This is a genomic window from Prevotella sp. BV3P1, assembly GCF_000479005.1.
GTDB lineage: Bacteria > Bacteroidota > Bacteroidia > Bacteroidales > Bacteroidaceae > Prevotella.
Genome location: NZ_AWXC01000025.1, coordinates 82,654 through 103,524 on the forward strand (window position 1 = coordinate 82,654; position 20,871 = coordinate 103,524).

The 20,871-nt window shown below is 44.7% G+C and carries 17 protein-coding genes; 3 read left to right on the forward strand and 14 right to left on the reverse strand.

Features of this window, described 5'->3' with window-relative positions:
* Positions 1–8: 8 nt before the first annotated feature.
* The 5 genes from HMPREF1254_RS05020 to uvrB form a co-directional block, all read right to left on the reverse strand.
* The gene (locus HMPREF1254_RS05020) at positions 9–956 is read right to left on the reverse strand and encodes a DUF4468 domain-containing protein (protein WP_023057591.1); all 948 of its coding nucleotides are present in this window, start codon (positions 954–956) and stop codon (positions 9–11) included.
* Between the two features lie 153 nt (positions 957–1,109).
* Positions 1,110–1,331 (reverse strand): hypothetical protein, encoded by a 222-nt coding sequence (locus HMPREF1254_RS05025; RefSeq protein ID WP_023057595.1) that lies wholly within the window; start codon positions 1,329–1,331, stop codon positions 1,110–1,112.
* Positions 1,328–1,801 carry a DUF3990 domain-containing protein gene (locus HMPREF1254_RS05030; protein WP_023057516.1) on the reverse strand — a complete coding sequence of 158 codons (474 nt, stop codon included), beginning with the start codon at positions 1,799–1,801 and terminating at the stop codon, positions 1,328–1,330. Before HMPREF1254_RS05030 ends, HMPREF1254_RS05025 begins: the two co-directional genes overlap by 4 nt.
* Positions 1,798–2,022: a DUF3791 domain-containing protein gene (locus HMPREF1254_RS05035; protein WP_023057586.1), complete on the reverse strand. Its 225-nt coding sequence runs from the start codon at positions 2,020–2,022 to the stop codon at positions 1,798–1,800. Before HMPREF1254_RS05035 ends, HMPREF1254_RS05030 begins: the two co-directional genes overlap by 4 nt.
* Before the next feature lie 857 nt (positions 2,023–2,879).
* Positions 2,880–4,916, reverse strand: a complete 2,037-nt coding sequence (gene uvrB, locus HMPREF1254_RS05040) for an excinuclease ABC subunit UvrB (RefSeq protein WP_023057582.1) — start codon at positions 4,914–4,916, stop codon at positions 2,880–2,882.
* Positions 4,917–5,079: 163 nt separating this feature from the next.
* Between uvrB and HMPREF1254_RS05045 the strand changes: the two genes are divergently transcribed.
* The 3 genes from HMPREF1254_RS05045 to HMPREF1254_RS05055 all read left to right on the forward strand — a co-directional run bounded on the left by HMPREF1254_RS05045 (position 5,080) and on the right by HMPREF1254_RS05055 (position 6,838).
* On the forward strand, positions 5,080–5,922 hold the full coding sequence (locus HMPREF1254_RS05045) for an outer membrane protein assembly factor BamD (RefSeq protein ID WP_036879303.1): 843 nt from the start codon (positions 5,080–5,082) through the stop codon (positions 5,920–5,922).
* A gap of 125 nt (positions 5,923–6,047) precedes the next feature.
* Entirely contained in the window at positions 6,048–6,386 is a 339-nt protein-coding gene (locus HMPREF1254_RS05050; RefSeq protein WP_023057540.1) for a DNA-directed RNA polymerase subunit omega, read from the forward strand.
* Positions 6,383–6,838 (forward strand): DUF4293 domain-containing protein, encoded by a 456-nt coding sequence (locus HMPREF1254_RS05055; protein WP_023057550.1) that lies wholly within the window; start codon positions 6,383–6,385, stop codon positions 6,836–6,838. The genes HMPREF1254_RS05050 and HMPREF1254_RS05055 overlap by 4 nt, the downstream gene beginning before the upstream one ends.
* 235 nt (positions 6,839–7,073) lie before the next feature.
* On the opposite strand, the gene HMPREF1254_RS12410 is transcribed toward HMPREF1254_RS05055, so the two are convergent.
* The 9 genes from HMPREF1254_RS12410 to tgt all read right to left on the reverse strand — a co-directional run bounded on the left by HMPREF1254_RS12410 (position 7,074) and on the right by tgt (position 20,866).
* The gene (locus tag HMPREF1254_RS12410; RefSeq protein ID WP_255325133.1) at positions 7,074–7,208 is read right to left on the reverse strand and encodes a hypothetical protein; all 135 of its coding nucleotides are present in this window, start codon (positions 7,206–7,208) and stop codon (positions 7,074–7,076) included.
* Entirely contained in the window at positions 7,208–7,918 is a 711-nt protein-coding gene (locus HMPREF1254_RS05060) for a class I SAM-dependent methyltransferase (protein WP_036879300.1), read from the reverse strand. The genes HMPREF1254_RS12410 and HMPREF1254_RS05060 overlap by 1 nt, the downstream gene beginning before the upstream one ends.
* 728 nt (positions 7,919–8,646) lie before the next feature.
* On the reverse strand, positions 8,647–10,068 hold the full coding sequence (locus tag HMPREF1254_RS05065; RefSeq protein WP_023057528.1) for a DUF5018 domain-containing protein: 1,422 nt from the start codon (positions 10,066–10,068) through the stop codon (positions 8,647–8,649).
* 18 nt (positions 10,069–10,086) lie between these two features.
* Positions 10,087–11,724 (reverse strand): RagB/SusD family nutrient uptake outer membrane protein, encoded by a 1,638-nt coding sequence (locus HMPREF1254_RS05070; protein ID WP_023057577.1) that lies wholly within the window; start codon positions 11,722–11,724, stop codon positions 10,087–10,089.
* Between the two features lie 17 nt (positions 11,725–11,741).
* Complete coding sequence (locus HMPREF1254_RS05075; RefSeq protein ID WP_231385805.1) at positions 11,742–14,870, reverse strand: SusC/RagA family TonB-linked outer membrane protein; 3,129 nt, start codon at positions 14,868–14,870, stop codon at positions 11,742–11,744.
* A 162-nt stretch (positions 14,871–15,032) separates the two neighbouring features.
* On the reverse strand, positions 15,033–15,974 hold the full coding sequence (locus HMPREF1254_RS05080; protein ID WP_231385806.1) for a DUF4855 domain-containing protein: 942 nt from the start codon (positions 15,972–15,974) through the stop codon (positions 15,033–15,035).
* A 717-nt stretch (positions 15,975–16,691) separates the two neighbouring features.
* Positions 16,692–18,368 carry a DEAD/DEAH box helicase gene (locus HMPREF1254_RS05085; protein WP_023057560.1) on the reverse strand — a complete coding sequence of 559 codons (1,677 nt, stop codon included), beginning with the start codon at positions 18,366–18,368 and terminating at the stop codon, positions 16,692–16,694.
* A gap of 131 nt (positions 18,369–18,499) precedes the next feature.
* Entirely contained in the window at positions 18,500–19,732 is a 1,233-nt protein-coding gene (locus HMPREF1254_RS05090) for an LptF/LptG family permease (RefSeq protein WP_023057587.1), read from the reverse strand.
* A 6-nt stretch (positions 19,733–19,738) separates the two neighbouring features.
* Positions 19,739–20,866 (reverse strand): tRNA guanosine(34) transglycosylase Tgt, encoded by a 1,128-nt coding sequence (gene tgt / locus HMPREF1254_RS05095; protein ID WP_023057510.1) that lies wholly within the window; start codon positions 20,864–20,866, stop codon positions 19,739–19,741.
* Between the last annotated feature and the right edge of the window lie 5 nt (positions 20,867–20,871).

Sequence of the window (20,871 nt, forward strand, 5' to 3'; positions counted from 1 at the left end):
ATGGATTGTCAGCGTAGCCGATAGGAAATCTGACTGAATATCTCATCTTTTCGGTCGATGGTCTTGCGGCGAAACTTTGATGACAGGGGACGCAGACTGTTCTTTTTCTTGTTGATAGCCACCTCGTCGGTAATCCATTCGTCTGCACTGACCGACAGGTGCGTGGGCCGTCCCTTCTCATAGTCGTAGTGTATGCGGCTCAACGTGAGTTCCAAGTGGTTGTCTGTGCACTTGGCAATCAGCGTGTAGTCGAATTCTGTCCGGTCTAATGACAGGAATGACTTACTGAATTCCAACCACTCTGTGTATCGGGCGGCGATGATGTTTTGTTCTTGATTGACCAGCGCAATGTGACTTTTTATTTGATTTTCGCCTTTTGTTAGTTCATCAAGATATTGATAGGTGATGTCATAAATCTGCTTGGCCGTTTTCCCAGGAGCCTTTAAATCGAGGGTGAAGACCACTTTGCCATCGGCATCTTGCGGTACACCTCCCTCCAAATACTTGGAATCATATTTGTCTGCCTTCGGCATAGTGACCTTTGAACTAACCGATTTCTGTTGCGAGCTGCTTCTCTGATTGCCTTCGGTCGCGCTGTTGTCTGGGATAGACCAGCCCGATGAGGTACCTGTAACAGCTTTTTGCGCATCTTCAACAGTCTGTCTTGCCTTCTTCTTAATCATCTCTGCTTCCATTTTGTATCGAGCTGTCTCCTTGTTGGCACGCTCTATTTCAGCTTCGATTCGTGCTTTCTCGGCCTGTTTAGCTTTGTCTTTGGCAGCTTTCTTGGCCTCTGCAGCAGCTCGTTTTGCTGCTTTCTTGGCCTCTTTGACGGCTTTCTTGGCAGCCTGCGCTTCTTGTTTGGCCTTTTCCAATTGTTGCTCCGGCGTCAAAACAGTCTGTGCTTGCATTATCAAAGGCATGGCTAAGAGGATGGCGATGACAAACTTTCTCATAATTCAATCGGTTGATTCGGTCTACAAATGTATATATTTTCTGCGTAAATGATGCACAATTTGAGAAGATTAACGAAAAAGGAAGGCATCTGTTCCTTGCACTACAACCGCTGCAAGTTATACTTTCTCACAGTTAGAAGAATATAAATTACCTTATCCTATTTTGCCTGTTTCTAATTCCTGTTGCAAATATGAGAACACATATTTTGCGCTTTGATAATACAGGCGTGTTTCATCTTCAAGCACTTTTTGATAAGTTTCTGAGTTGAACACCAAACTCAAAGCTTGCTCCATGCTTAGGTTTGGCCTTTGTTCCATCAGCAGACTGGCAAGACACCTTACCATGTCGCTTTTCATTTCATCTTTTTCGTTCATCGTTTAATAAGGTGTTTGATGGCCTCCTCTGTGCCAAAGAAATATTGCATGGTGATGCCTTTCATATATTGCAGATTCCTAATCAGTGTAGGCATGTCAATATCTTGATTACGGTAACGCCACAGTTGGCGTCCTACGCGATCGTTGGCGATGGGACCAATCACCACATCATAATTGTGGACAGCCCCAACCTCACTGTTTCTGTTCAGGAGAACAAAGTTTGCCCATTCCTCTGTATAACCCTCAAAACACTTCACTTTCAGCGTTCCGTTTTCCAATAATCTTTCATCAAAGTCATATTCGATGACGATGGGTTCACCGCCAACCAACGCAACCCGTGCATCTGCCAATTCTTCCGCCTGTGACCTGTTGTCAGACAGGTAGAAACCTTGTCCGAAATCTTTATTCGGTTTCGACTTCTTAAGATCAATATTGTCGAATTGTACATTGGTCCCATGATAGAGCCTCATCCTAACTGTCCTCCCATTCTTTTGCACAGACTGGCGATGTCGTCTACCATACTTTCAAACGATTGCGTATGTACAAAGCCATAGTGCTTGTCTATAAAGTCAATACCCTTGAAACGACTCAGATAGCCGAAAGCCTCTTTCATGGTAAGGCCGAACCGCTTGCCAAACTCATGAATGAAAATCATCGTCCATTCTAATTTGTCTTCTTTACTGTATTCCATGAAGTGTCCTCCTTTTTATATTGACTACGGAAGAAAAACTGACAGCTGCCCGCCATGTCGTGAGCGTTTTGATGTTGCATTGGCTGTACATGCTTGGCCTCTCTGTGAGTGTTCTTGTCAGCCTTCACCTCCTGTTTACCCTTTTCCAACTGCTACTTCAGAGCCAAGACGGGCTGGGGGTGTCCCATCATAGAAATGACTAAGAAGGTGACTGTACCAAACTTTTTCGTCAGCCGATTGATTGATTCATTTCACAAATGTATATATTTTCTGTGTAAATGACGCACAATTAGAGAAGATTAATGAAAGGAATGATTTCAACATTAATGATACTACCGTTACAAATTATCCTTTCAGTCTGTAAGCGGAAGTAATATGATAATGGTATGCGCGTATGATTTTTCTTGACAAACTACCTCTTCATATTTCACGTATTTACCATCAACCAGTCTTTTGGTTGTAAATACGCCAAAATTTAGCTGTTTTTATATGTTGCTGATAGCTAATAATTAATGAGAATCTTGCGTCGGGTGAGCTGGAAGTTCGTATCTTCCTATGGCAAATATCATTGAATTTAGAGGGCAATTTGCATGCTTTTGTCCCACAATACCATACAGATTGGACACCAAAAGGATGCTTTTCGTTGGGAAAAAACCATGCTTTTAGGGTGTAAACCGATTTTTCTTGCTGAAAATTCTCAAGTTTACATCCTGTTTGCCTATCAATTTTTTCTAAATTGAAAGTTTGTTAGTGCCGTTTTTAGGGCATTTTTTGGTAAAAAAAGAAGACGATATGCTTATTATAATGTGTAACGTTTCAGCATCTGTCCTGTAAATCTTGAACATTGAAAGGTGAAGTTATTTTTGTTCCAACATCGCCTGCAACCTCACGATTTCATCCCTGTACTGGGCGGCTTGTAGGAAATCTAAGTCCTTGGCTGCTTGTTTCATCAAGGCAGTAGTGTTGGCAATGCTCTTCTCAAGTTGTTCCCGCGTCATTCGCAATACAATCGGGTCGGCAGCAAAGGCACCACTCTCTGCCTCCATATACGCTTGTTGGGCGGCAAGGGTGGGATAACGTCGGTCCTTCTCATCCTCTTTCGAGGTGGGCAATGCGTTCTTGATTTCTTTGATAATCTGCTGTGGCGTGATGTGGTGCTCCTCATTGTATTTTAGCTGAATGGAGCGGCGGCGAGTGGTTTCGTCGATGGTGCGCTGCATGCTTTCGGTGATGGTGTCGGCATACATGATTACCTTTCCGTTGACATTGCGTGCGGCGCGTCCTGCCGTTTGTGTCAAACTACGGTGACTTCGCAGGAACCCTTCCTTGTCAGCATCAAGGATGGCCACGAGCGAAACCTCAGGTAAGTCCAGGCCCTCGCGCAGCAAGTTGACCCCAACCAAAACGTCAAAAACGCCAGCACGCAGGTCGTTCATGATTTTGACGCGGTCGAGTGTGGCCACGTCGCTGTGGATGTAGTTGGCACGCACGTCATGGTTCAGCAGGTATTCGGTCAGTTCCTCGGCCATACGTTTGGTCAGCGTGGTTACCAGGACACGTTCTCCGCGTTCGGTGCGTTGCAGGATTTCGTCCAAAAGGTCATCAATTTGGTTCTCGCTGGGACGCACATCAATCTCCGGATCGAGTAGTCCCGTGGGGCGGATTATTTGTTCCACCACGACACCTTCGGCCTCTTGCAGCTCATAATCGGCTGGGGTGGCCGAAACATAGATGGTTTGGTGGAGCATGTCATGGAACTCCTCAAAGCGCAGTGGACGATTGTCAAACGCCGCCGGCAGGCGGAACCCGTACTCTACGAGATTCTGCTTGCGGGCCCTGTCGCCACCGTACATGGCACTGATTTGCGGCACGCTGACGTGACTCTCGTCGACAACGAGTAGAAAATCTTTTGGAAAGAAGTCTAAAAGGCAATAAGGACGCTGTCCGGCTTCACGTCCGTCAAAGTAGCGCGAATAGTTCTCAATGCCGCTGCAGTGGCCCAATTCCTTGATCATCTCCATGTCGTATTCCACACGTTCCTTGATGCGTTGTGCTTTGATGGTGTCACCCAGGTCGTTGAAGTAGTCAATTTGCTTCACCAAGTCGTCCTGAATGGCGCGGATGGCGTGTTCGGTCTGTTCTTTTGTCGTAACGAAGAGATTGGCGGGGTAGATGTGATATTCCTCAAATTCTTCCAATCGGTGGAAAGTCACGCTGTCCACTTCCTCGATGCTGTCAATCTCTTCGTCCCACCAGGTGATGCGAAGAATGTTGTTAGAGTAGGCCATCGCAATGTCTACCGTATCGCCCTTGACGCGAAAATTGCCACGTTGCAGGTCGATGTCATTGCGGACATACAGCGCTTCCACCAACTTCCGTAAAAAATCATTACGATCTAATCGCTCGCCTTTCTTCACCGTAATGATGCTATTAGTCATGGCCGAGGGACCTCCCATGCCGTAAATGCACGAAACGGAAGACACGACGATAACGTCTTTTCTTCCTGATAACAAAGCACTTACCGCACTCAATCGCAGGCGGTCTATCTCGTCGTTGATGGCCAAGTCTTTCTCAATGTACAGGTCGGTTGTAGGAAGATAAGCCTCGGGTTGATAATAGTCATAATAAGATACATAATACTCTACCGCGTTCTCTGGAAAAAAGCCCTTCATCTCTTCGTAGAGTTGGGCGGCCAGCGTCTTGTTATGACTCAAAATCAGCGTTGGCATTTGTACGTTGTTGATAACGTTGGCCACCGTGAAAGTCTTGCCCGATCCGGTCACACCGAGCAACACTTGCGCCGGATCACCCCGATGAATGCCATCGGTGAGTTGCTGAATGGCTTCAGGTTGGTCGCCCGTGGGTTTGTATTTTGACGTGAGTTTGAAATTCATCCTGAATCTATTGAAGGATTGCCTCTATGCATGCAAATGGCTGCCCAGACATGCAAAAGTACAAAAATATCCGTTATAAAGGTTAATTATTTGCGAAAAAGCATTCTCTTTACTTTGTAAATCGATGGATTATATGTATTTTTGCACACCAAAGATTATGTCGATGAAGAAACTATTTTTCATTTCCACTATATGCTTCGCATTGTTATTCGGCAGTTGTGCCAATGAGTTCAATGCGGTTTACAAGTCGACCGACAGCAACTACCGCTATGAATATGCGAAGGAGTGCTTTTTTAAAGGTAAGTACACTCGGGCCATTACCTTGCTGAACGATTTGATAGTTGTTCAGAAAGGTACCGAGAATGCGCAGGAAAGCCTTTACATGTTGGCTATGGCACAGTACAAAAGTGGTGACTATGAGAGTGCTGCCCAAGCGTTCAAGCGATATGTGCAAAGTTATCCGAAGGGGAAATACGCTGAGTTGGCGAGCTACTATGTGGGCGAAAGCCTATTCATGTGTACGCCAGAGCCACGTTTGGACCAGTCGCAAACAGTTTCGGCCATCGCCTCTTTCCAGGAGTTTTTGGATCTTTATCCAGATGCCAAACTGAAAAACAGCGCGCAGAACAGGCTCTTTGAGTTGCAAGACAAGCTGGTGAAGAAGGAATTGTATTCAGCGCAGTTGTATTATGATCTTGGCCCTTATTTCGGCAACTGCACCAGCGGCGGCAACAATTACGAAGCATGTATCATTACAGCAGAGAATGCATTGAAGGATTATCCCTATTCATCCCTGCGTGAGAAATTTGCCGTGCTGGTGATGAAGAGCAAGTTTGAGCTGGCTGAACAGAGTGTCGAGGAAAAGCGATTGGAACGCTACCAGGATGCAGAAGATGAGTGTTATGGATTCATCAACGAGTATCCCGACTCGAAGCAACGCACCTTAGCGGAGAAGTTTATCAAGAAATGCAAGGAGGTTACGAAGACAGGAGAGTCAAACTCGTAGAAAACATAAGGGGATATTGCCTCTTATGCTTGCAATACAACGAGAGTAAAATCATCAACTATATATTTTGAATAAGTCATTGTCCGGTAAGATGACAATGCCCAACAGATAAGGATTTATAAAAAATGGATTACAAAAAGTCAAACGCACCCGTCAACACGACTACCCGCAACATCATGGATTTGTGTGAAGAAACGGGAAACATCTATGAAAGTGTGGCAATCATTGCGAAGCGTTCTAATCAGATTGCAGCAGAGATTAAACAGGATTTGAATAAAAAATTGACAGAGTTCGCGTCTTACAACGACTCTTTGGAAGAGGTGTTTGAGAATCGTGAACAAATAGAAATTTCGCGTTATTACGAGAAGTTGCCCAAACCTACTTTGCTGGCAACACAGGAATTTATAGAAGGTAATGTTTATTACCGTGATCCTTCTTTGGATAATAACGACGAACAGGCATGATTCAACGAAAGCAAACGCTGTACCTGCTCTTGGCTCTAATAGTGACGGTGGCATGTCTGTGCATGCCTGTCGCCATGCTCGAACCGCAAGGAATGGGGCTGTCAACTTTGATATACAACCTTGGGACAGTAGTACCCGATCGTGGAGTCAATTTTAGCAACTGGCCTCTTTTCGCACTGCTGGTGGTGACTATCCCTTTGGAAGCCTGTGCTGTTTTTTTATACCGCAAACGACTTTTGCAGGCTAAACTTTGCTTATGGAGCATTGTTTTCTGTCTGGCATGGTATGTTTATTATGCATTCGCCCTGCTGAATGGTTTTGGTCATGAGTATACCTTCCACCTTCAGTTTGCAGCATGTATACCTTTGGTTGCCATTATCGCATTAGTATTGGCGCGCCGAGGTATCATCCACGATGAAAAATTGGTAAGGTCTGCTGACCGAATCAGATAAAGCAACAGCTCAACACGGCTCTTTAGCAACGAAATTGCACGGAACGTTCTTGGTGTTCCGTGCAATTTCGTTGTGACAGACATCATATACAATGAGCAAAGAGAATTACTTGTATTGCTACATCCACGATTACGGGCAATGGCGATGCGGACTCACAAAATAATAATAGCCACCAATAGTTTACACAAGAATCAACAGCAGCTCATGTCTTTCATTTTGCTTTCTGCATTGTTATCTATTGCTTTGGTGCTAATAATAGCTGTCTATCCTTGTTTTCTTTCTTCATCCATTCTTCCTTATACAGCATAATGCCGTTGATTCCTTGTACAATTGTGATATTTTCTTCATCAATAATAGTTGTTATACTCATTATTTTATGTTATTGGAGGTATATAATTCGCTTTCTGCACTTTCTTTTTGAGGCTTCACACATCTAAACAAGCAGGCAGAGCCTATTGTTTCAGTTAGCGCGTCTTCACCATACATACCCCGAAGCCGTCTTTCGGCTTCAGCGAAGGTGTCGTATGGAGGGTGGAAAAATCCTTTTCTTTCCATGACTTTCTTAACCAATAAATCAGCCAATCGTCGTTCACCCTTGACATAAAAGCAACCGCAGAAGAAACCACCAGGTTTCAGTACGCGGAAAATCTCGGCAAAGGCTTTCTCTTTATCTGGAAAAGCCTGAAAGCCGTTCATTGACAGTACGCAGTCGAAGAATTCGTTGGCATAGGGAAGTTCTCCAACATCTCCTTGTTCCAAAGACAAATTGGCTATCTTCTCCGTTGCTTTTCGCAACGCCGCAATTGCTATCATTTCTTCCGAATAGTCTAAACCAACAATCTGGGCATCTTTCATCTGGCGATACTTCTCCGCTGTAAAAACGGCGGTGCCAACAGGAACGTCAAGCAGTCGTCCTTGAAAGTCGTTCGGTATAAAATCAAGTACTTTCCGAGCCAAGAGATTAGCGTCCTGGTTCCAAATCAATCGCATGTATAGCCTTGACCACCACTTTCGTCCTGTCAGCAGGTCATCATAATGCTCCATCATCCCTTGATAGGAATTACTTTGTCTGTTTGCCATAATTTTCTTATCAAAAATGTTCGTCTCTTGTTTTGCAAAAGTACGATATCTGCTTCGTTCCTACAATCGCCAATAATAGTGATTTGTATTTTGGAAATTCTCTATGTATGGGAAAGGGAATCACAAAATATCATTACAGATAACATGGAAGATATTGCAAATGTGTTTCGTATAAAATTTCAAAGAAAAATAGTAAGGAAGCCCTAATACTAGCTTTGCTTGCTAACATTGTGTGTTTAGGAAATTGCTTGGTTATGGCAAGCATCCAAAAAGCTGACTGTTGAGAAAGATAGAGTCAGCAAATAAAAATTTCTATGGGGAGTATCTTGAGTTTGTCTGTATGAGGAATAGTTTTTGAGTGTATTTGACAAATGTATACAAGTGGAATTTGCCTTATTTGTTTTCTTGGAAATATTATGCTTACTTTACAAAATGCAAAAGTTTAGTTGTTGGTTTGCAACAAATCAAACATCAAATGATTAAAGAAAATCGGCTGTGTGGTCTTGAGACCATACAGCCGATTTTTACTTATCGTGTGCTCAACTTGAGCAGGAATCGAAGGGAGATGCTTGGAATGATTTTTCTAATCAGTTGAGAATGTTTTTGCAGGGCAGTAATTACTTACTTGCAGGTTTTCTATATACTTGAAAGCACTGCCATGCTTTTTTACTTCTTCTAAGCATTTTCAACGGGCTAGTTGAAGCATCTCCAATCTTTTTAAACGTTTGCTACATCAAACTTACTTTCCACACCATTACGCCTCCGTTTGTATAGAGGAAGGCTACGATGACAGACTTCTTGTCGGGTGCGATTTGTGTGACGACATCTGCTGTGGTGTTGCCGTTGGAACCGAATGCGGGATCAAGCGGGAACTCAAGCCATCCATTCCATTTGCGCGTATGTGCGAGCTTCTGTGTTTCGGTGGTGGTACCAGCAGGATCTTTTATCACCGACCGAACATTATAAATCTCTCTCATCCAGTTATCTGTATTTCCTTCGATGTAAAACATGTATTTTGCTCCCATCAAATCGACGTAATCGAATGCAGTTCCTCCGCCAAGCCATTGGTGGAAAATACCTTGCACATGATGTGACGAGGAATAAAGAGGTTTGTTGGTATGGCCGTTCATGTACGTGATAGCCACCTTTGCTTTTCCTTCATCGTAGCGTGAAATGAAATAGTTGCTATTTTCACCAAGCTCTATCGGCACGATTTGAGGCATTATGCCCATTTGGTAACCTGGGTCGTATTGTATCTTTTCAGGTTGTTGCGATACTGGCTTCCCGTTTTTGATTTCCCATCTGAGGAAAACGTTCTGGAACGAAACACCCATGTACAAGAATGCATGCTCCTTGATGTTGCCTCTGACGTAGAATTTTCTTCCTACGTCTTTGTTTCCAGCAAATTCATCTAAGTTAACATCATACGAAAACAGCAGTTTGGGTTTGGCGTTTACACCCTCCCACCAAAACATGTGTATCGTGCTGGTGCCTCCTTCAGGTATGCCTCCGGACGTGTAGAAGTTGGTTGAGACAATGTTTCCTGCATCGTCGTTTGCAATAAACAAGGGTACGGTGCGGGTAAGTGTGTTCCAGTCAACCCCCTCCATAGACAAAGTGCCTGCCTTTGTTCCGTCTTTCAGATTGTAATAGTCAAACTTTGTACGTTCGTGAATGACCAAATAATCTCCACTGATGGCCAAGCCGCCGTTATTGTGCTTAACGAAATTCAGTTGAGATGCAGTCTTTCTCCACAGCTCATCTACTTGGATGAGAGATGGAACCACTTTCAGAGTAATTGTATATGTTTTCTTGTCCCCATTGGCTGCAATAACATCAAAGCTCACAGGTTTTGTAAAATCCATGTATTGCCCAAGTGGTATACTTGATTCTACAATTGCATTGTTGGGAACGTTTACTGACATTCTGATTTTTTTCATGTCAGTCTTGATGCTTCCGTCCATTTCGAGGTTGATCATGTTATTGGCATCCGGAGCAACGGTGAAATCTGATTTTGTGCCATCTGGTAGCATAATCGTTATGCCACTAATGTCATTGCTCGTTGTGGGTACCAATGTATCTGCTTCTTGGCACGAAAACATGAGCAGTAGGCCAAGAACTGACACCGTAATTTTATCTATTGTTTTCATTGTTCTGCTTGATTAAGTTTACCATTTATCTATTTGCTTGCATTTCGGATTATTTTGGATTTCCGATGCCGGTATTGGGAATTGATAATATCTTTCTTCAAAATGCCTATCTTTACCATCGCAGTCAACTATCTGGTAATTGAAGGTTCCGTCTGTTTGCTTGGTTATCTTCATGCCGTGCATGCGTTTTCCTCCTAAGACGTCAAGTGCCATGTTCCAGCGTCTCAAGTCCCAATAACGTTGGCCTTCAAAAGCAAGTTCTATTTTCCGCTCTTCGCGAATAATGTTCCGCAGAATCTCTTGACCCGTAGATGAAACAGCAGGCAGCTTTGCCCTACTTCTTACTTTGTTCAATGGTATAAGAGCTTCAGTGGTCTTACCCATCTCGTTGAGTGCTTCAGATTGGTTCAACAGTACTTCTGCATAGCGTACTTCGTTCCAGCAGGTAGTGCCCTTGACGGTCATGTCCTTGACGTTTTCATTAAGCAATTTGCGTATATAGTAGCCAGTCGTAGTGGTGTTTGGGTATGGCTTGATACCAAATTCCTCAAACCCATCAGTTCCTCCCACGAACGTTTCTATGGTTCTTCCTTTCCAGGTAGCACCATTGTATAGAATGGAAGCATAAAATCGAGGCTCCCTGTTCTTATATGGGTTGGCGGCATGTGTTGAGTTGTTCCAATTGAAACTGCTTCCGTCAGCCATTCGATAGGAATCTACAAGCTCTTGTGTTGGAACAGCCAGGCACTTACCATCCGTGTTAGATTCAGGGAAGTCACCTTTCGGACTATATTGCTTATCAAAAAGCGCTAAATGCGTTATCTGACCATGGAAACGATAGCCTAAAACGGTTTCCTTACAAAAGTCTGGTTGGTTAAATACATCTGCATAATTCGGCATAAGGTCATATAGATCTCCCTCTTTTGCCACTACTTTTGCAGCAGCTTCAGCAGCCTTCTCCCAGCGCTTGGCATACAGCATGGCACGCGACTTGAATCCATAAACAGCACCCTTTGTGATGCGTCCTAAATCCTTTTTGGGCCAGATGTCGGGCAAGTTCTCTGCGGCAAAATCAAGGTCGCTTTCAATGAAATCCCAGCATGTGGATTCGGGACTTCTTTCCTTGAATGCCTCATTGGGCCCGTCAATGTAGTCGCGGATTACAACGCTGCCATGCCCTCTTACCAACATGAAATAAAGATATGCCCTAAAGAAACGTGCCTGTGCCTCCATCTTTAATTTCTCCTGGTCACCGTATTTTGCATAAGTCTTTAATCCGTACAAAAATTCGTTGATGCGCCTGATGCGGTTATATTCGTATGTATAATCACTTAGGGGATTGCCTTGTGGACTGATACCTCCGGTGTAGACCACCTTGTTGACATCACCTCCGGAGCCTCCCATGACATTTGCACTATAGCGAAGAATGTCAGAAAAACCGTCAGTAAGACTTACTCCTGCATACTTTTCGCCATAAGGTCCGTATTCGTAAATGGGCTTGTAAAAGCCATTAAGATATAGATAGGTGTTTTCTACGGAACTCCAGGCATCCATCTCGGTATATTGTGATCTTGGTTTAGGTTCTAAAAAATCAGAGCAACTAGATAAAATGAATACGGATACCAAGATTGTCAAGATATTGTTAATAGTTTTCATAGTCTTGGAATAATATATTAGAATGTGAAATTGATGCCAAACTCGTATGTACGCTGTTGGGGATAATAACCATTGGTTATTTCAGGAGTCTCTGGGTCAATGTTGTATTTCGTCAATTCTGACCATGTAAACAGGTTTCCTCCTGTGAGCGTAAGACGAATATTGTCTAAGCCGATTCGGTGAATGAAACTGTTTTTCAGCGTATATCCTAATTGGATATTCTTCAGTCGAAGATAACTGCCATTTCTTATCCACCAGTCAGAAGCCCATCCGTTGCAGTTGCCCATTTCGGCAGCATTGGTAGACAAACGGGTAAATTCGGCATTACGATTTTCTGGCGTCCAACTATTTTCAATCAAGAAATAGGGTGAGTTACCCAAACCGTGGAATGGTCGGGTGAAAATAGTAGCGTCAACGTGTCCATTTTCATATACTCCGCTCAAGAAAACATCTGTAATGGCTGCTCCTTGGAACAACATGGAGAAGTCGAATCCTTTCCAGGACGCTCCAATGCTCAAACCGTAAAACAGTTCAGGGAGATTGCTGTTACCAATGAACGTATAGTCCTGAAGCTTATTTATTTTCCCGTCATGATTTAAGTCTCTATATTGAATGTCGCCAGGACGGATTTGGCCTTTGCCTAAGTGACTCAGTGTAGGCGAGTTGATGATATCCTCTTCATTTTGATACAAACCCTCAGTGATAAATCCCATTTTCTCACCCATTTTTCTTCCCGTGCGTCTTTGATAGTCTGGAAGATTAGGGCTTTCGTTCATTCGCAAAATTTTGTTTCTTGACCAACTCACATTACCTCTGAGGTTATAGTGGAATTGATCAATGTTGTTTTGATGAGTCAACACAAGCTCAAAGCCTCTGTTGCTCACTTTGCCACCATTAATTATGCTGGGGAAGTTGCCTCCCAATGAAGGAGGATAGATGCCACCACTGGAAATCAAAATATCGTTTGTAAGTTTATAGAAATAGTCAAATTCCATTCCAAAAATTCCCTTGTTCAACAACAGGTCGAAACCAATATTGTAGGTTCCCGTTTTCTCCCATGTAATGTTTCGGTTTACGTTACCTTTCGAGTAAATAGAGATGTACTCTCTATCGCCAACGTAGAGCGTAGGCGGAGTTGGGACCATGAGATTCAAGTACTTAAAGTCACCAATTCGGTCATTACCAAGCACTCCTACAGAGCCTCTAATCTTCAAGTTCTCAACAAAGCCCTTGAGCGGTTCGAAGAATGACTCCTCTGACATTCTCCATCCAAAAGATGCTGCTGGGAAGAAGCCCCATCTGTTTTCTTTTGGGAAGCGAACAGATCCGTCGTAGCGTGCAGCTAATTCAAGCAGGTATTTGCCGTTATATGCATAGTTGATACGGCCAACAAATCCAGCTCGGTTAAAGATATAACTTCCACCGTAGATGGCCTTGTCCTTTTTTTTCTCTATGATGTCTTTACCGAGACTTAATTCATGTAGTGATGTCAAGTCAAAACCTTGTACGCCCGCACCGAATGTTTCAGTTTCATAAGAAGACTGCTCATACAGTAACAAGCCAGAAATATCATGTTTATCAAAGCTGCGGTGGTAACTGATGGAGGGCTGTAATGTTAGTCGACTCTCCTGCGAAGATCTGTTACGCAATCGTGCCACATCGTCTTTGTTTATTCCGTGATCACAGATAATGACACTATATTTCTCTGTGAAAGGATCATAGCTGTTCAGCTCAACAATTTCAGCCCACGACTTAGACGTCGTGTAATCTTTGTCGTAAGAAGCTTTCAGCTTCAAATTCAACCCTTTTACAAAAGGTACGTCCCACGATAATGTCGCCGTCGTCGTAAGAGCGTTCATGACAGAATTGTCGTATCCTGTTTGGTTGTTGAAAGCGATGGGATTATATTTGGCACTTGAATTAATGTTCGCTGCGGTAGGCATGCCTTTATAAGTCGTAGGAACAATAGGCATCATACGTTGAGCCAAACTGATGGGGTTATTCCAGGACTGGTTCGTCATAGAGAAGAATCCTGAGTTACGCCGCTCTTGGCGAGCCCCTAAATCTAGTCCTAACTTGAATCCCATGCCTAATGAGATGTCCAAATTAGAGCGTAGGTTATATCTTTTGAAAGAAAACTTGTCTACGATGCCGCCTTGGTCGAAGTAGCCCAGTGAAACAAAATACTTGGCTGTCTCGTTACCACCATTCACGGATATGTTGTGATGGGTTGTGGTGGCACCGTTCTTCATTAATTCAGAGAACCAATCGGTATTGGCGTATTTGCCTTCCGGATCTCCATTCAAGACCTTGTTGTACACCTCTTCTGTGAACAAAGGTTCTTTGCCATCCATCTCAAGTGCTTTGTTAAACCATTTGATAAAGTCTGGACCGTTCAGGAATTTAGGGTAATTGGTGTTCTGGCTGTATAATAATTTCCCTGAATATGTAATCCGAGGGCGTTGTATGGAGCCACGTTTGGTTTTCACGAGAATTACGCCACCAGCTGCTTGCATACCGTAGACAGCTGCGGAAGATGCGTCTTTCAGGATGGTAATACTTTCAATTTCGTTTGGGTCAAGATTGTTAAAGCTTCGCTGAACATCGTCTACAATGACCATTGGTGCTGCAGTGCCCAGTGTGCTTACGCCACGAATTAGCAAGTTGGACCCATCTGCACCAGGTTGTCCCGACTTTTGTGTAGCCACCAACCCTGGCATTCGTCCAACAAGCATGCTTGATACATTGCCTGATGGTGCCTTTAAGATCTCATCCGCATTCACTTGTGCAACAGACCCTGTCACGTGTTGTTTCTTCTGAGAACCATAGCCTACAACAACTACTTCGTCCAATGCTTTGGCATCCTCTTCAAGCATCACGTTAACATTCGTTTTGCCATTAAGAGTTACCGAATGGTTTTTGTATCCCACATAGCGAAATGTCAGTACAGCATTTCGATTGGACACAGCAATGTTGAATTTTCCGTTTGCATCTGTACTTACACCTTGTTTCGCTCCTTTCTCCTGTACTTGGACCCCGATGAGGTACTCGCCGTTTGCGTCGGTTACCACACCTCTGACCGTTGTTTGGGCCGATGCTTCTATACTACAGAGCAGAAACAAGAAGCAACTCAGTGCACGTAACATGTGCATGGCGCTTTTTTTCAAAAAGAAGGTTCGGTTTGTTTCCATAGATAATAAATTTAAGTGTATCTAATATAAAATATAAATAAGGTACAAAGATATTTTCACTTTTCTTAATCGATTATCCTCAAGACATGCTATTCTCTTGTGCCATGATATCGATAATTACTTTGCAATGAGTTTCACCAGTCGCTTATATAGCGTTTGGTCTGCTGGCTGATCCGACTTGGCTAATTTGTAAAAGGTGTCATTCCCTTGATAGTAGGCGATTTTCAAAGAATTAAACGCACCATTTTTCTCAAATACATCCAGATAGTCTCTTAAACGATAGCCCCAATTGTTTTGGGAAGCCAACGCTCTATCATCAAACTCCACTTCAAGGTTCATGCCGTATTTGGCCGCTCTGTCACAAGTTTCTTGTAACCTACTGTAAGGGTGTTTTTCGTCGAAGAAATAGTTTGGCTGATAATAGGGTACGTTGAATCCCAGGTGTTGCCATTCATTATACCCATCAGCATAAAAGTAAGGTATCCAATAAAAGTCATATCCTTTTTTGTCAAGGTATTCAGATACTTGATTCACCAGGTGGCGTGTATTGGTTGCCTCCTCAGCTAGCCAATAAAACCCAACCAATTCCAATTCGGTTAAGTGGCTGTCCCTAAACAACTGCTCTGCGCGATCAATGTACCACTTGCACGCAGACAAACGATCGTTTTGGTCCGTGAAGACCATTTTCTTACCATTAATCTCACCCCAATCAGTTTGGTTAGGGATGGGTTCTGGAATGACCAACACTACTTTCCGTTTTCCTGCCTTGCTTGCTCCTATTCGTTTTTTGACTGCCTTTGCCTGTTCGTTCAACGCCGCAATGGCATTACCTTTCTTAAAATAGCCACTCAACAACTTCTCCCATTCTTCTTTCCTCGCTGCTTTTTTCTGATACCCGGAAGCAAATCCACGCCCATGGCCGTCCAATATTTCTAAAAATAAAAATCCATCGAATAGCCACTTTTCTTTGCCATCAACCTTGCCGGCCAGGTAAGGGTCAAAATGTTCAGCATCCCATAGGAAAGGCCGATGAGCGCCACCACTATATATAAGGACCATGTGCTGAGGTACAGCATGGTGAAATACGTTCTTTTCGCGTTCAAATGGCTTGGTTTTGAAACTAATGTTTCTGTCATTCTTGTTGTTTGAAGGATCTGGTGATGCGCAAGATGTGAGTGTACTTGCAAGTAGCAAAATGATACCTACTGAAAGTAATCTCTTGTTTTTTAATAGAATGTTTGTTTTCATTTTTAATAATCTGATTTAAGGATTAAATTTTAACTGTTTATTCGTTAGCAATAGTTGTTCAAGATAATAAAAATATTTATATATTAATGTTATATTATTAATATATATAGTTATCTTGGTTTTAATATATAATAAAATCTTTTGTTTTTCCTTGGTATATTAATAGTATTATTTTTTATTGTGCAAATATAAGTAAATTAAGTGTTTAAAACAAATAATAAAGTGAATAGTTTTGTTCAATCAATATATTTAACATATTCGGTTTGATTACTCTACATGTTGCAAACCAACGAATGCTTGTCGCCTCATTGGCGCGACGACCAACTTAGAAAGTTGAACAAAACGTTTCCGATAACGCGGAATGCGCGGTGAACACAAGTTAGCTAACGAATCCTTTTCCATCAATGATGATAAACAATGAGAGGAGAATGTCTGCTTGATACATTTTCCTCTCATCTTCATCATCCTCTGTTCTTCGTCACAATAGATGGTTTGAGGGATGGAATCTCTTGGGTGTCATCCATTCGGTTATTTCTTTCCGAGCGACTTGAGCCATTTCAGTGGTTTCCTGATGATGGCAGACAGGCCGCTCTCGGGTTTGTTCTCGGTCTTTGCCGGCTCAAACTTTCTTCTTCCTTCGTGTGAGTCTTCGCGCTGCGTATTACGGTTGTTGTTTGGTTTTCTGCGACGCTTATTCTTCGTATTGGCTTGCGATTGCACCTGTTTGTCGCCTGTTTTGTTGTCGCTCGCTTGTCGTTTGTCATTGCGTTGCTTGTTGCGTTGTGTTCCAGCTCCGTCAGTGTTGTTTTGCTGTTTACGACTATTGTTGTTGCGCTTGTTGCTCTTTTGGCGATTTTTTGCTGGCTGGTTTTCTGACGTCTTACTGCGTTCTTGCGCTTGCTTTTCGTTTGTTTGCTCACTTTTGGCATCCACCTCCTTGGGGCGTTGCTCGTTTTTATTGCGGCGCGGCTTGTGCTTGTGAGCCGTTTGGTCACGGTCTTTCCTGCGAACCGATTTCGCTGAGGCGCGTTTGCGCTGTGGTTTTCCATCGGCTGTATACTCAGGTGCCTCGCCCAGTTCTTTAGGCAGTTCAACCTTTTCCACCTCTTTTTCAAGGAACTTTTCTATCTGTTGGAAGTAGTAGATGTCGTCTTTGCTAACCAGCGTGATAGCTGCTCCGTCACGGTCTGCACGAGCTGTACGGCCAATGCGGTGCACATAGTCTTCCGCGTCGTGAGGTACGTCGTAATTGATGACCATGGCAATGTCGTCGATGTCAATGCCTCTTGACAAAATATCCGTGGCTACAAGCACGTCAATCTGTCCACTCTTGAATTGAAACATCACCTCGTCGCGCTGAGCCTGGTCCAAGTCGGAGTGCATCTCGCCACAGTTGATTTTCATGCGTTGCAGCGCTTGGCTCACTTGCTTCACCTTTTGTTTGGCTCCACAGAAGATGATCACGCGCTTCAAGTCACCTTGTTTGAAGATATTCTTGATGATGCCCAGCTTCTGAGTCTCGTGACATACGTATGCGGTCTGTTTGATTTTCTCGGCTGGTTTGCTCACCGCCAGTTTCACCTCAACGGGATTTTTAAGCAATGTCCTTGCCAGCTCGTTAATCTTGTCAGGCATTGTTGCCGAGAACATAATGGTCTGGCATGTTTTCGGCAAGCCCTTGGCAATGGTCATGATATCTTCTGAAAAGCCCATGTCCAGCATGCGGTCGGCCTCATCCAACACGAAGAAGCTCACTTTGCTCAGGTCTACGTTGCCCAAACTCATGTGACTGATGAAGCGACCCGGCGTTGCAATCACCACGTCGGCACCCATGCGGAGGCTCTTCAGTTCCTGGTCGTACCGGTTTCCATCGTTTCCGCCATACACGGCCACGCTGCTTACGCCTTGCAGATAATAGCCAAAGCCTTGCATGGCCTGGTCTATTTGCTGGGCTAGTTCGCGCGTTGGTGACATGATGAGGCAGTTGATGGCGTCTTCTGGGTAATTGCCACTGTCTATCTTGCTCATGATGGGTAGCAAATAAGCCGCCGTCTTTCCGGTTCCGGTCTGTGCCACACCCAGCACGTCACGTCCTTTGAGTATTTCGGGGATACACTTTTCTTGTACGGGTGTGCAAGTGTCAAAGCGCATGTCGTATAATGCGTCTAATACATTATTGTTTAATTCTAATTCTTCAAACTTCATTTTTTCTGATTTTCAATTTGTCCTTTGTCATTCACATGATTCTTGGTGAATGCAAGACGGTTATTTTCTTTGTGTAGATTCGCCGTGCCAAGGGCTCATGTCGTGTTATCGATCACTCACTTTTACCCTCATCAATTCGGTGCCTTGCGATAACAGAAGTAGGCCACCATGGCAAAAATAATGTTCGGTATCCACGCAGCCAAGATGGGAGGTGCATTGGCGTTGATGGCGAAGGTGGCCGAAACGGTTTGCAGCATGATGTACAAAGAGCTCAGTGCCAGTCCCAGACCGAGGTACAGTCCCATGCCTCCTTTGCGTTTCCTGGCCGACAGTGACAGGCCGATGATGGTGAGGATGAACGACGCAAACGATGAGGCGATGCGCTTGTGGTACTCCACTTGATACTGCACTACGTTGCCCGATCCGCGGTCCACCTGCTTGGAGATGTAGTCTTTAAGCTCCGCGCTGGTGAACGTCTCTTGCTGTCCCTTAGAGTACACCAAGTCTGTTGGCTCCATCTGGATGAGGGTGTCAAGGGCGGCTCCGCTGGTGATGTGCTCGCGCAGACCCCTCAGCTGCCTGATCTTCCATCCGGTGACGTTCCAGTGATACTTGGAGTCGGCGATGGTGTCGTACTGAATCTCCATCGCCGTCATGTGGCTCACCAGCTTCTTGTTCTCAAACTTGTCCAGTGAGAAGCCATATCCGTGCTTGGTCTTGTCATCGTAGTGCTGGATGTAGGCAATCACCCCCTTGGCCACTTGCAGCTGAACGTTGTCGGCAGCCGTTTGTTTCTTGCTGTTTCGGTACAGACTCTCAAAGTTCTGCCGTATCACGGTGCCGTGCGGAATCACGTAAGCACTGAGGTAATAAGACAGTGATGCGATGAGCACGCACGAGAGCATGTAGGGCCGCATCAGTCGTTTGAACGAGATACCCGATGCCAACATGGCGATAATCTCCGAGTTGCCAGCCAGTTTGGAGGTGAAGAAGATCACCGCAATGAACACAAACAGCGGACTGAACAGGTTGGAGTAGTACGGGATGAAGTTGGCATAATAGTCGAAGATGATGGCTCTTGCCGGCGCATGGTATTCGGTAAACTTTGACAAGTTCTCGTTGAAGTCGAACACGATGGCGATGGCAATAATCAGCGCGATAGAGTAGATGTACGTTCCAATGAATTTCCTGATGATGTACCAGTCTATCCTTCGGATGTACTTGTTTGGGTTCAGAATGCGCAAAAAGCTCAGTTTTCCGCCCAGCCATGCCATCCATGTGATGAGCCATGCAAAGTGCCGTCTCATCCATCTGCCTGCCTTGAGCAGTCGCCGGTGTTGTCTGCGGGTCTTGAAACTCTTCATCTCGTCTTAAATTCTTCGTCCTAACTGCTCGATGATGCCCCGCTTCCATGTGCAGAAGTCACCTTGCTGGATGTGCTGGCGCGCATCGGTCACCAACCTAAGATAAAAAGCCAGATTGTGGATGGACGCTATCTGCAGTGCCAAATACTCCTGTGCTTTGAACAAATGGTGCAGGTAGGCCTTGGTACAAAGCTGGTCGGTGTCGCATCCGTTAGGGTCAATGGGGGTGAAATCGTTTTCCCATTTCTTGTTGCGCATGTTCATGGTGCCCTCGTAGGTAAACAGCATGGCGTTGCGTCCGTTGCGGGTAGGCATCACGCAGTCGAACATGTCGACGCCTCGCTCGATGCCTTCAAGGATGTTCTGTGGCGTGCCCACGCCCATGAGGTAGCGTGGCTTGTCTTTGGGCAGAATGGCGTTCACTACCTCAATCATCTCGTACATCACCTCCGTGGGTTCGCCAACGGCCAGGCCACCGATAGCGTTGCCGTCAGCTCCCTTGTCGGCAATGTACTTTGCCGATTCCTCCCGAAGATCCTTGTACGCAGCTCCCTGCACGATGGGAAACAGACATTGGTCGTAACCATACAGCGGTTGGGTCTCGTTGAACCGCTTGATGCAGCGATCCAGCCAGCGGTGTGTCATGGCCAAACTTGTCTTGGCGTATTGGTAGTCACAGTCGCCGGGCGGGCATTCGTCAAACGCCATCATGATGTCGGCGCCGATGATGCGCTCGGTGTCCATCACGCTTTCGGGCGAAAAGAAATGCTTGGAGCCATCAATGTGCGACCTAAATTCGCAACCTTCCTCACGGAGTTTGCGGATACCGGTGAGCGAGAACACTTGAAACCCTCCCGAGTCGGTCAGGATGGGGCGATCCCAGCCATTGAACTTGTGTAGTCCTCCTGCGGCCTTCAGTATGTCCAGTCCCGGTCGAAGGTACAGGTGATATGTGTTGCCCAGAATGATTTGCGCATTGATTTGCTCTTTCAATTCTCTGAAATGCACCGCTTTTACCGTTCCGGCCGTACCCACTGGCATGAAGATAGGTGTCTTAATCTGCCCGTGCGCCGTGGTAATCAGGCCTGCCCGTGCATCCGATGATGGGTCTGTATGTTGCAGTTCAAATGTCATGTTAC

Bases quoted from the DNA above. Each gene is read 5' to 3' on its own strand.
- HMPREF1254_RS05050 (WP_023057540.1), top strand. From the start codon at position 6,048: ATGGATTACAAAAAGTCAAACGCACCCGTCAACACGACTACCCGCAAC.
- HMPREF1254_RS05060 (WP_036879300.1), bottom strand. From the start codon at position 7,918: ATGGCAAACAGACAAAGTAATTCCTATCAAGGGATGATGGAGCATTAT.
- HMPREF1254_RS05075 (WP_231385805.1), bottom strand. From the start codon at position 14,870: ATGTTACGTGCACTGAGTTGCTTCTTGTTTCTGCTCTGTAGTATAGAA.
- HMPREF1254_RS05055 (WP_023057550.1), top strand. From the start codon at position 6,383: ATGATTCAACGAAAGCAAACGCTGTACCTGCTCTTGGCTCTAATAGTG.
- HMPREF1254_RS12410 (WP_255325133.1), bottom strand. From the start codon at position 7,208: ATGAGTATAACAACTATTATTGATGAAGAAAATATCACAATTGTACAA.
- HMPREF1254_RS05065 (WP_023057528.1), bottom strand. From the start codon at position 10,068: ATGAAAACAATAGATAAAATTACGGTGTCAGTTCTTGGCCTACTGCTC.
- tgt (WP_023057510.1), bottom strand. From the start codon at position 20,866: ATGACATTTGAACTGCAACATACAGACCCATCATCGGATGCACGGGCA.
- HMPREF1254_RS05020 (WP_023057591.1), bottom strand. From the start codon at position 956: ATGAGAAAGTTTGTCATCGCCATCCTCTTAGCCATGCCTTTGATAATG.
- HMPREF1254_RS05085 (WP_023057560.1), bottom strand. From the start codon at position 18,368: ATGAAGTTTGAAGAATTAGAATTAAACAATAATGTATTAGACGCATTA.
- HMPREF1254_RS05035 (WP_023057586.1), bottom strand. From the start codon at position 2,022: ATGGAATACAGTAAAGAAGACAAATTAGAATGGACGATGATTTTCATT.
- uvrB (WP_023057582.1), bottom strand. From the start codon at position 4,916: ATGAATTTCAAACTCACGTCAAAATACAAACCCACGGGCGACCAACCT.
- HMPREF1254_RS05030 (WP_023057516.1), bottom strand. From the start codon at position 1,801: ATGAGGCTCTATCATGGGACCAATGTACAATTCGACAATATTGATCTT.
- HMPREF1254_RS05090 (WP_023057587.1), bottom strand. From the start codon at position 19,732: ATGAAGAGTTTCAAGACCCGCAGACAACACCGGCGACTGCTCAAGGCA.
- HMPREF1254_RS05080 (WP_231385806.1), bottom strand. From the start codon at position 15,974: ATGGTCCTTATATATAGTGGTGGCGCTCATCGGCCTTTCCTATGGGAT.
- HMPREF1254_RS05045 (WP_036879303.1), top strand. From the start codon at position 5,080: ATGAAGAAACTATTTTTCATTTCCACTATATGCTTCGCATTGTTATTC.
- HMPREF1254_RS05025 (WP_023057595.1), bottom strand. From the start codon at position 1,331: ATGAACGAAAAAGATGAAATGAAAAGCGACATGGTAAGGTGTCTTGCC.
- HMPREF1254_RS05070 (WP_023057577.1), bottom strand. From the start codon at position 11,724: ATGAAAACTATTAACAATATCTTGACAATCTTGGTATCCGTATTCATT.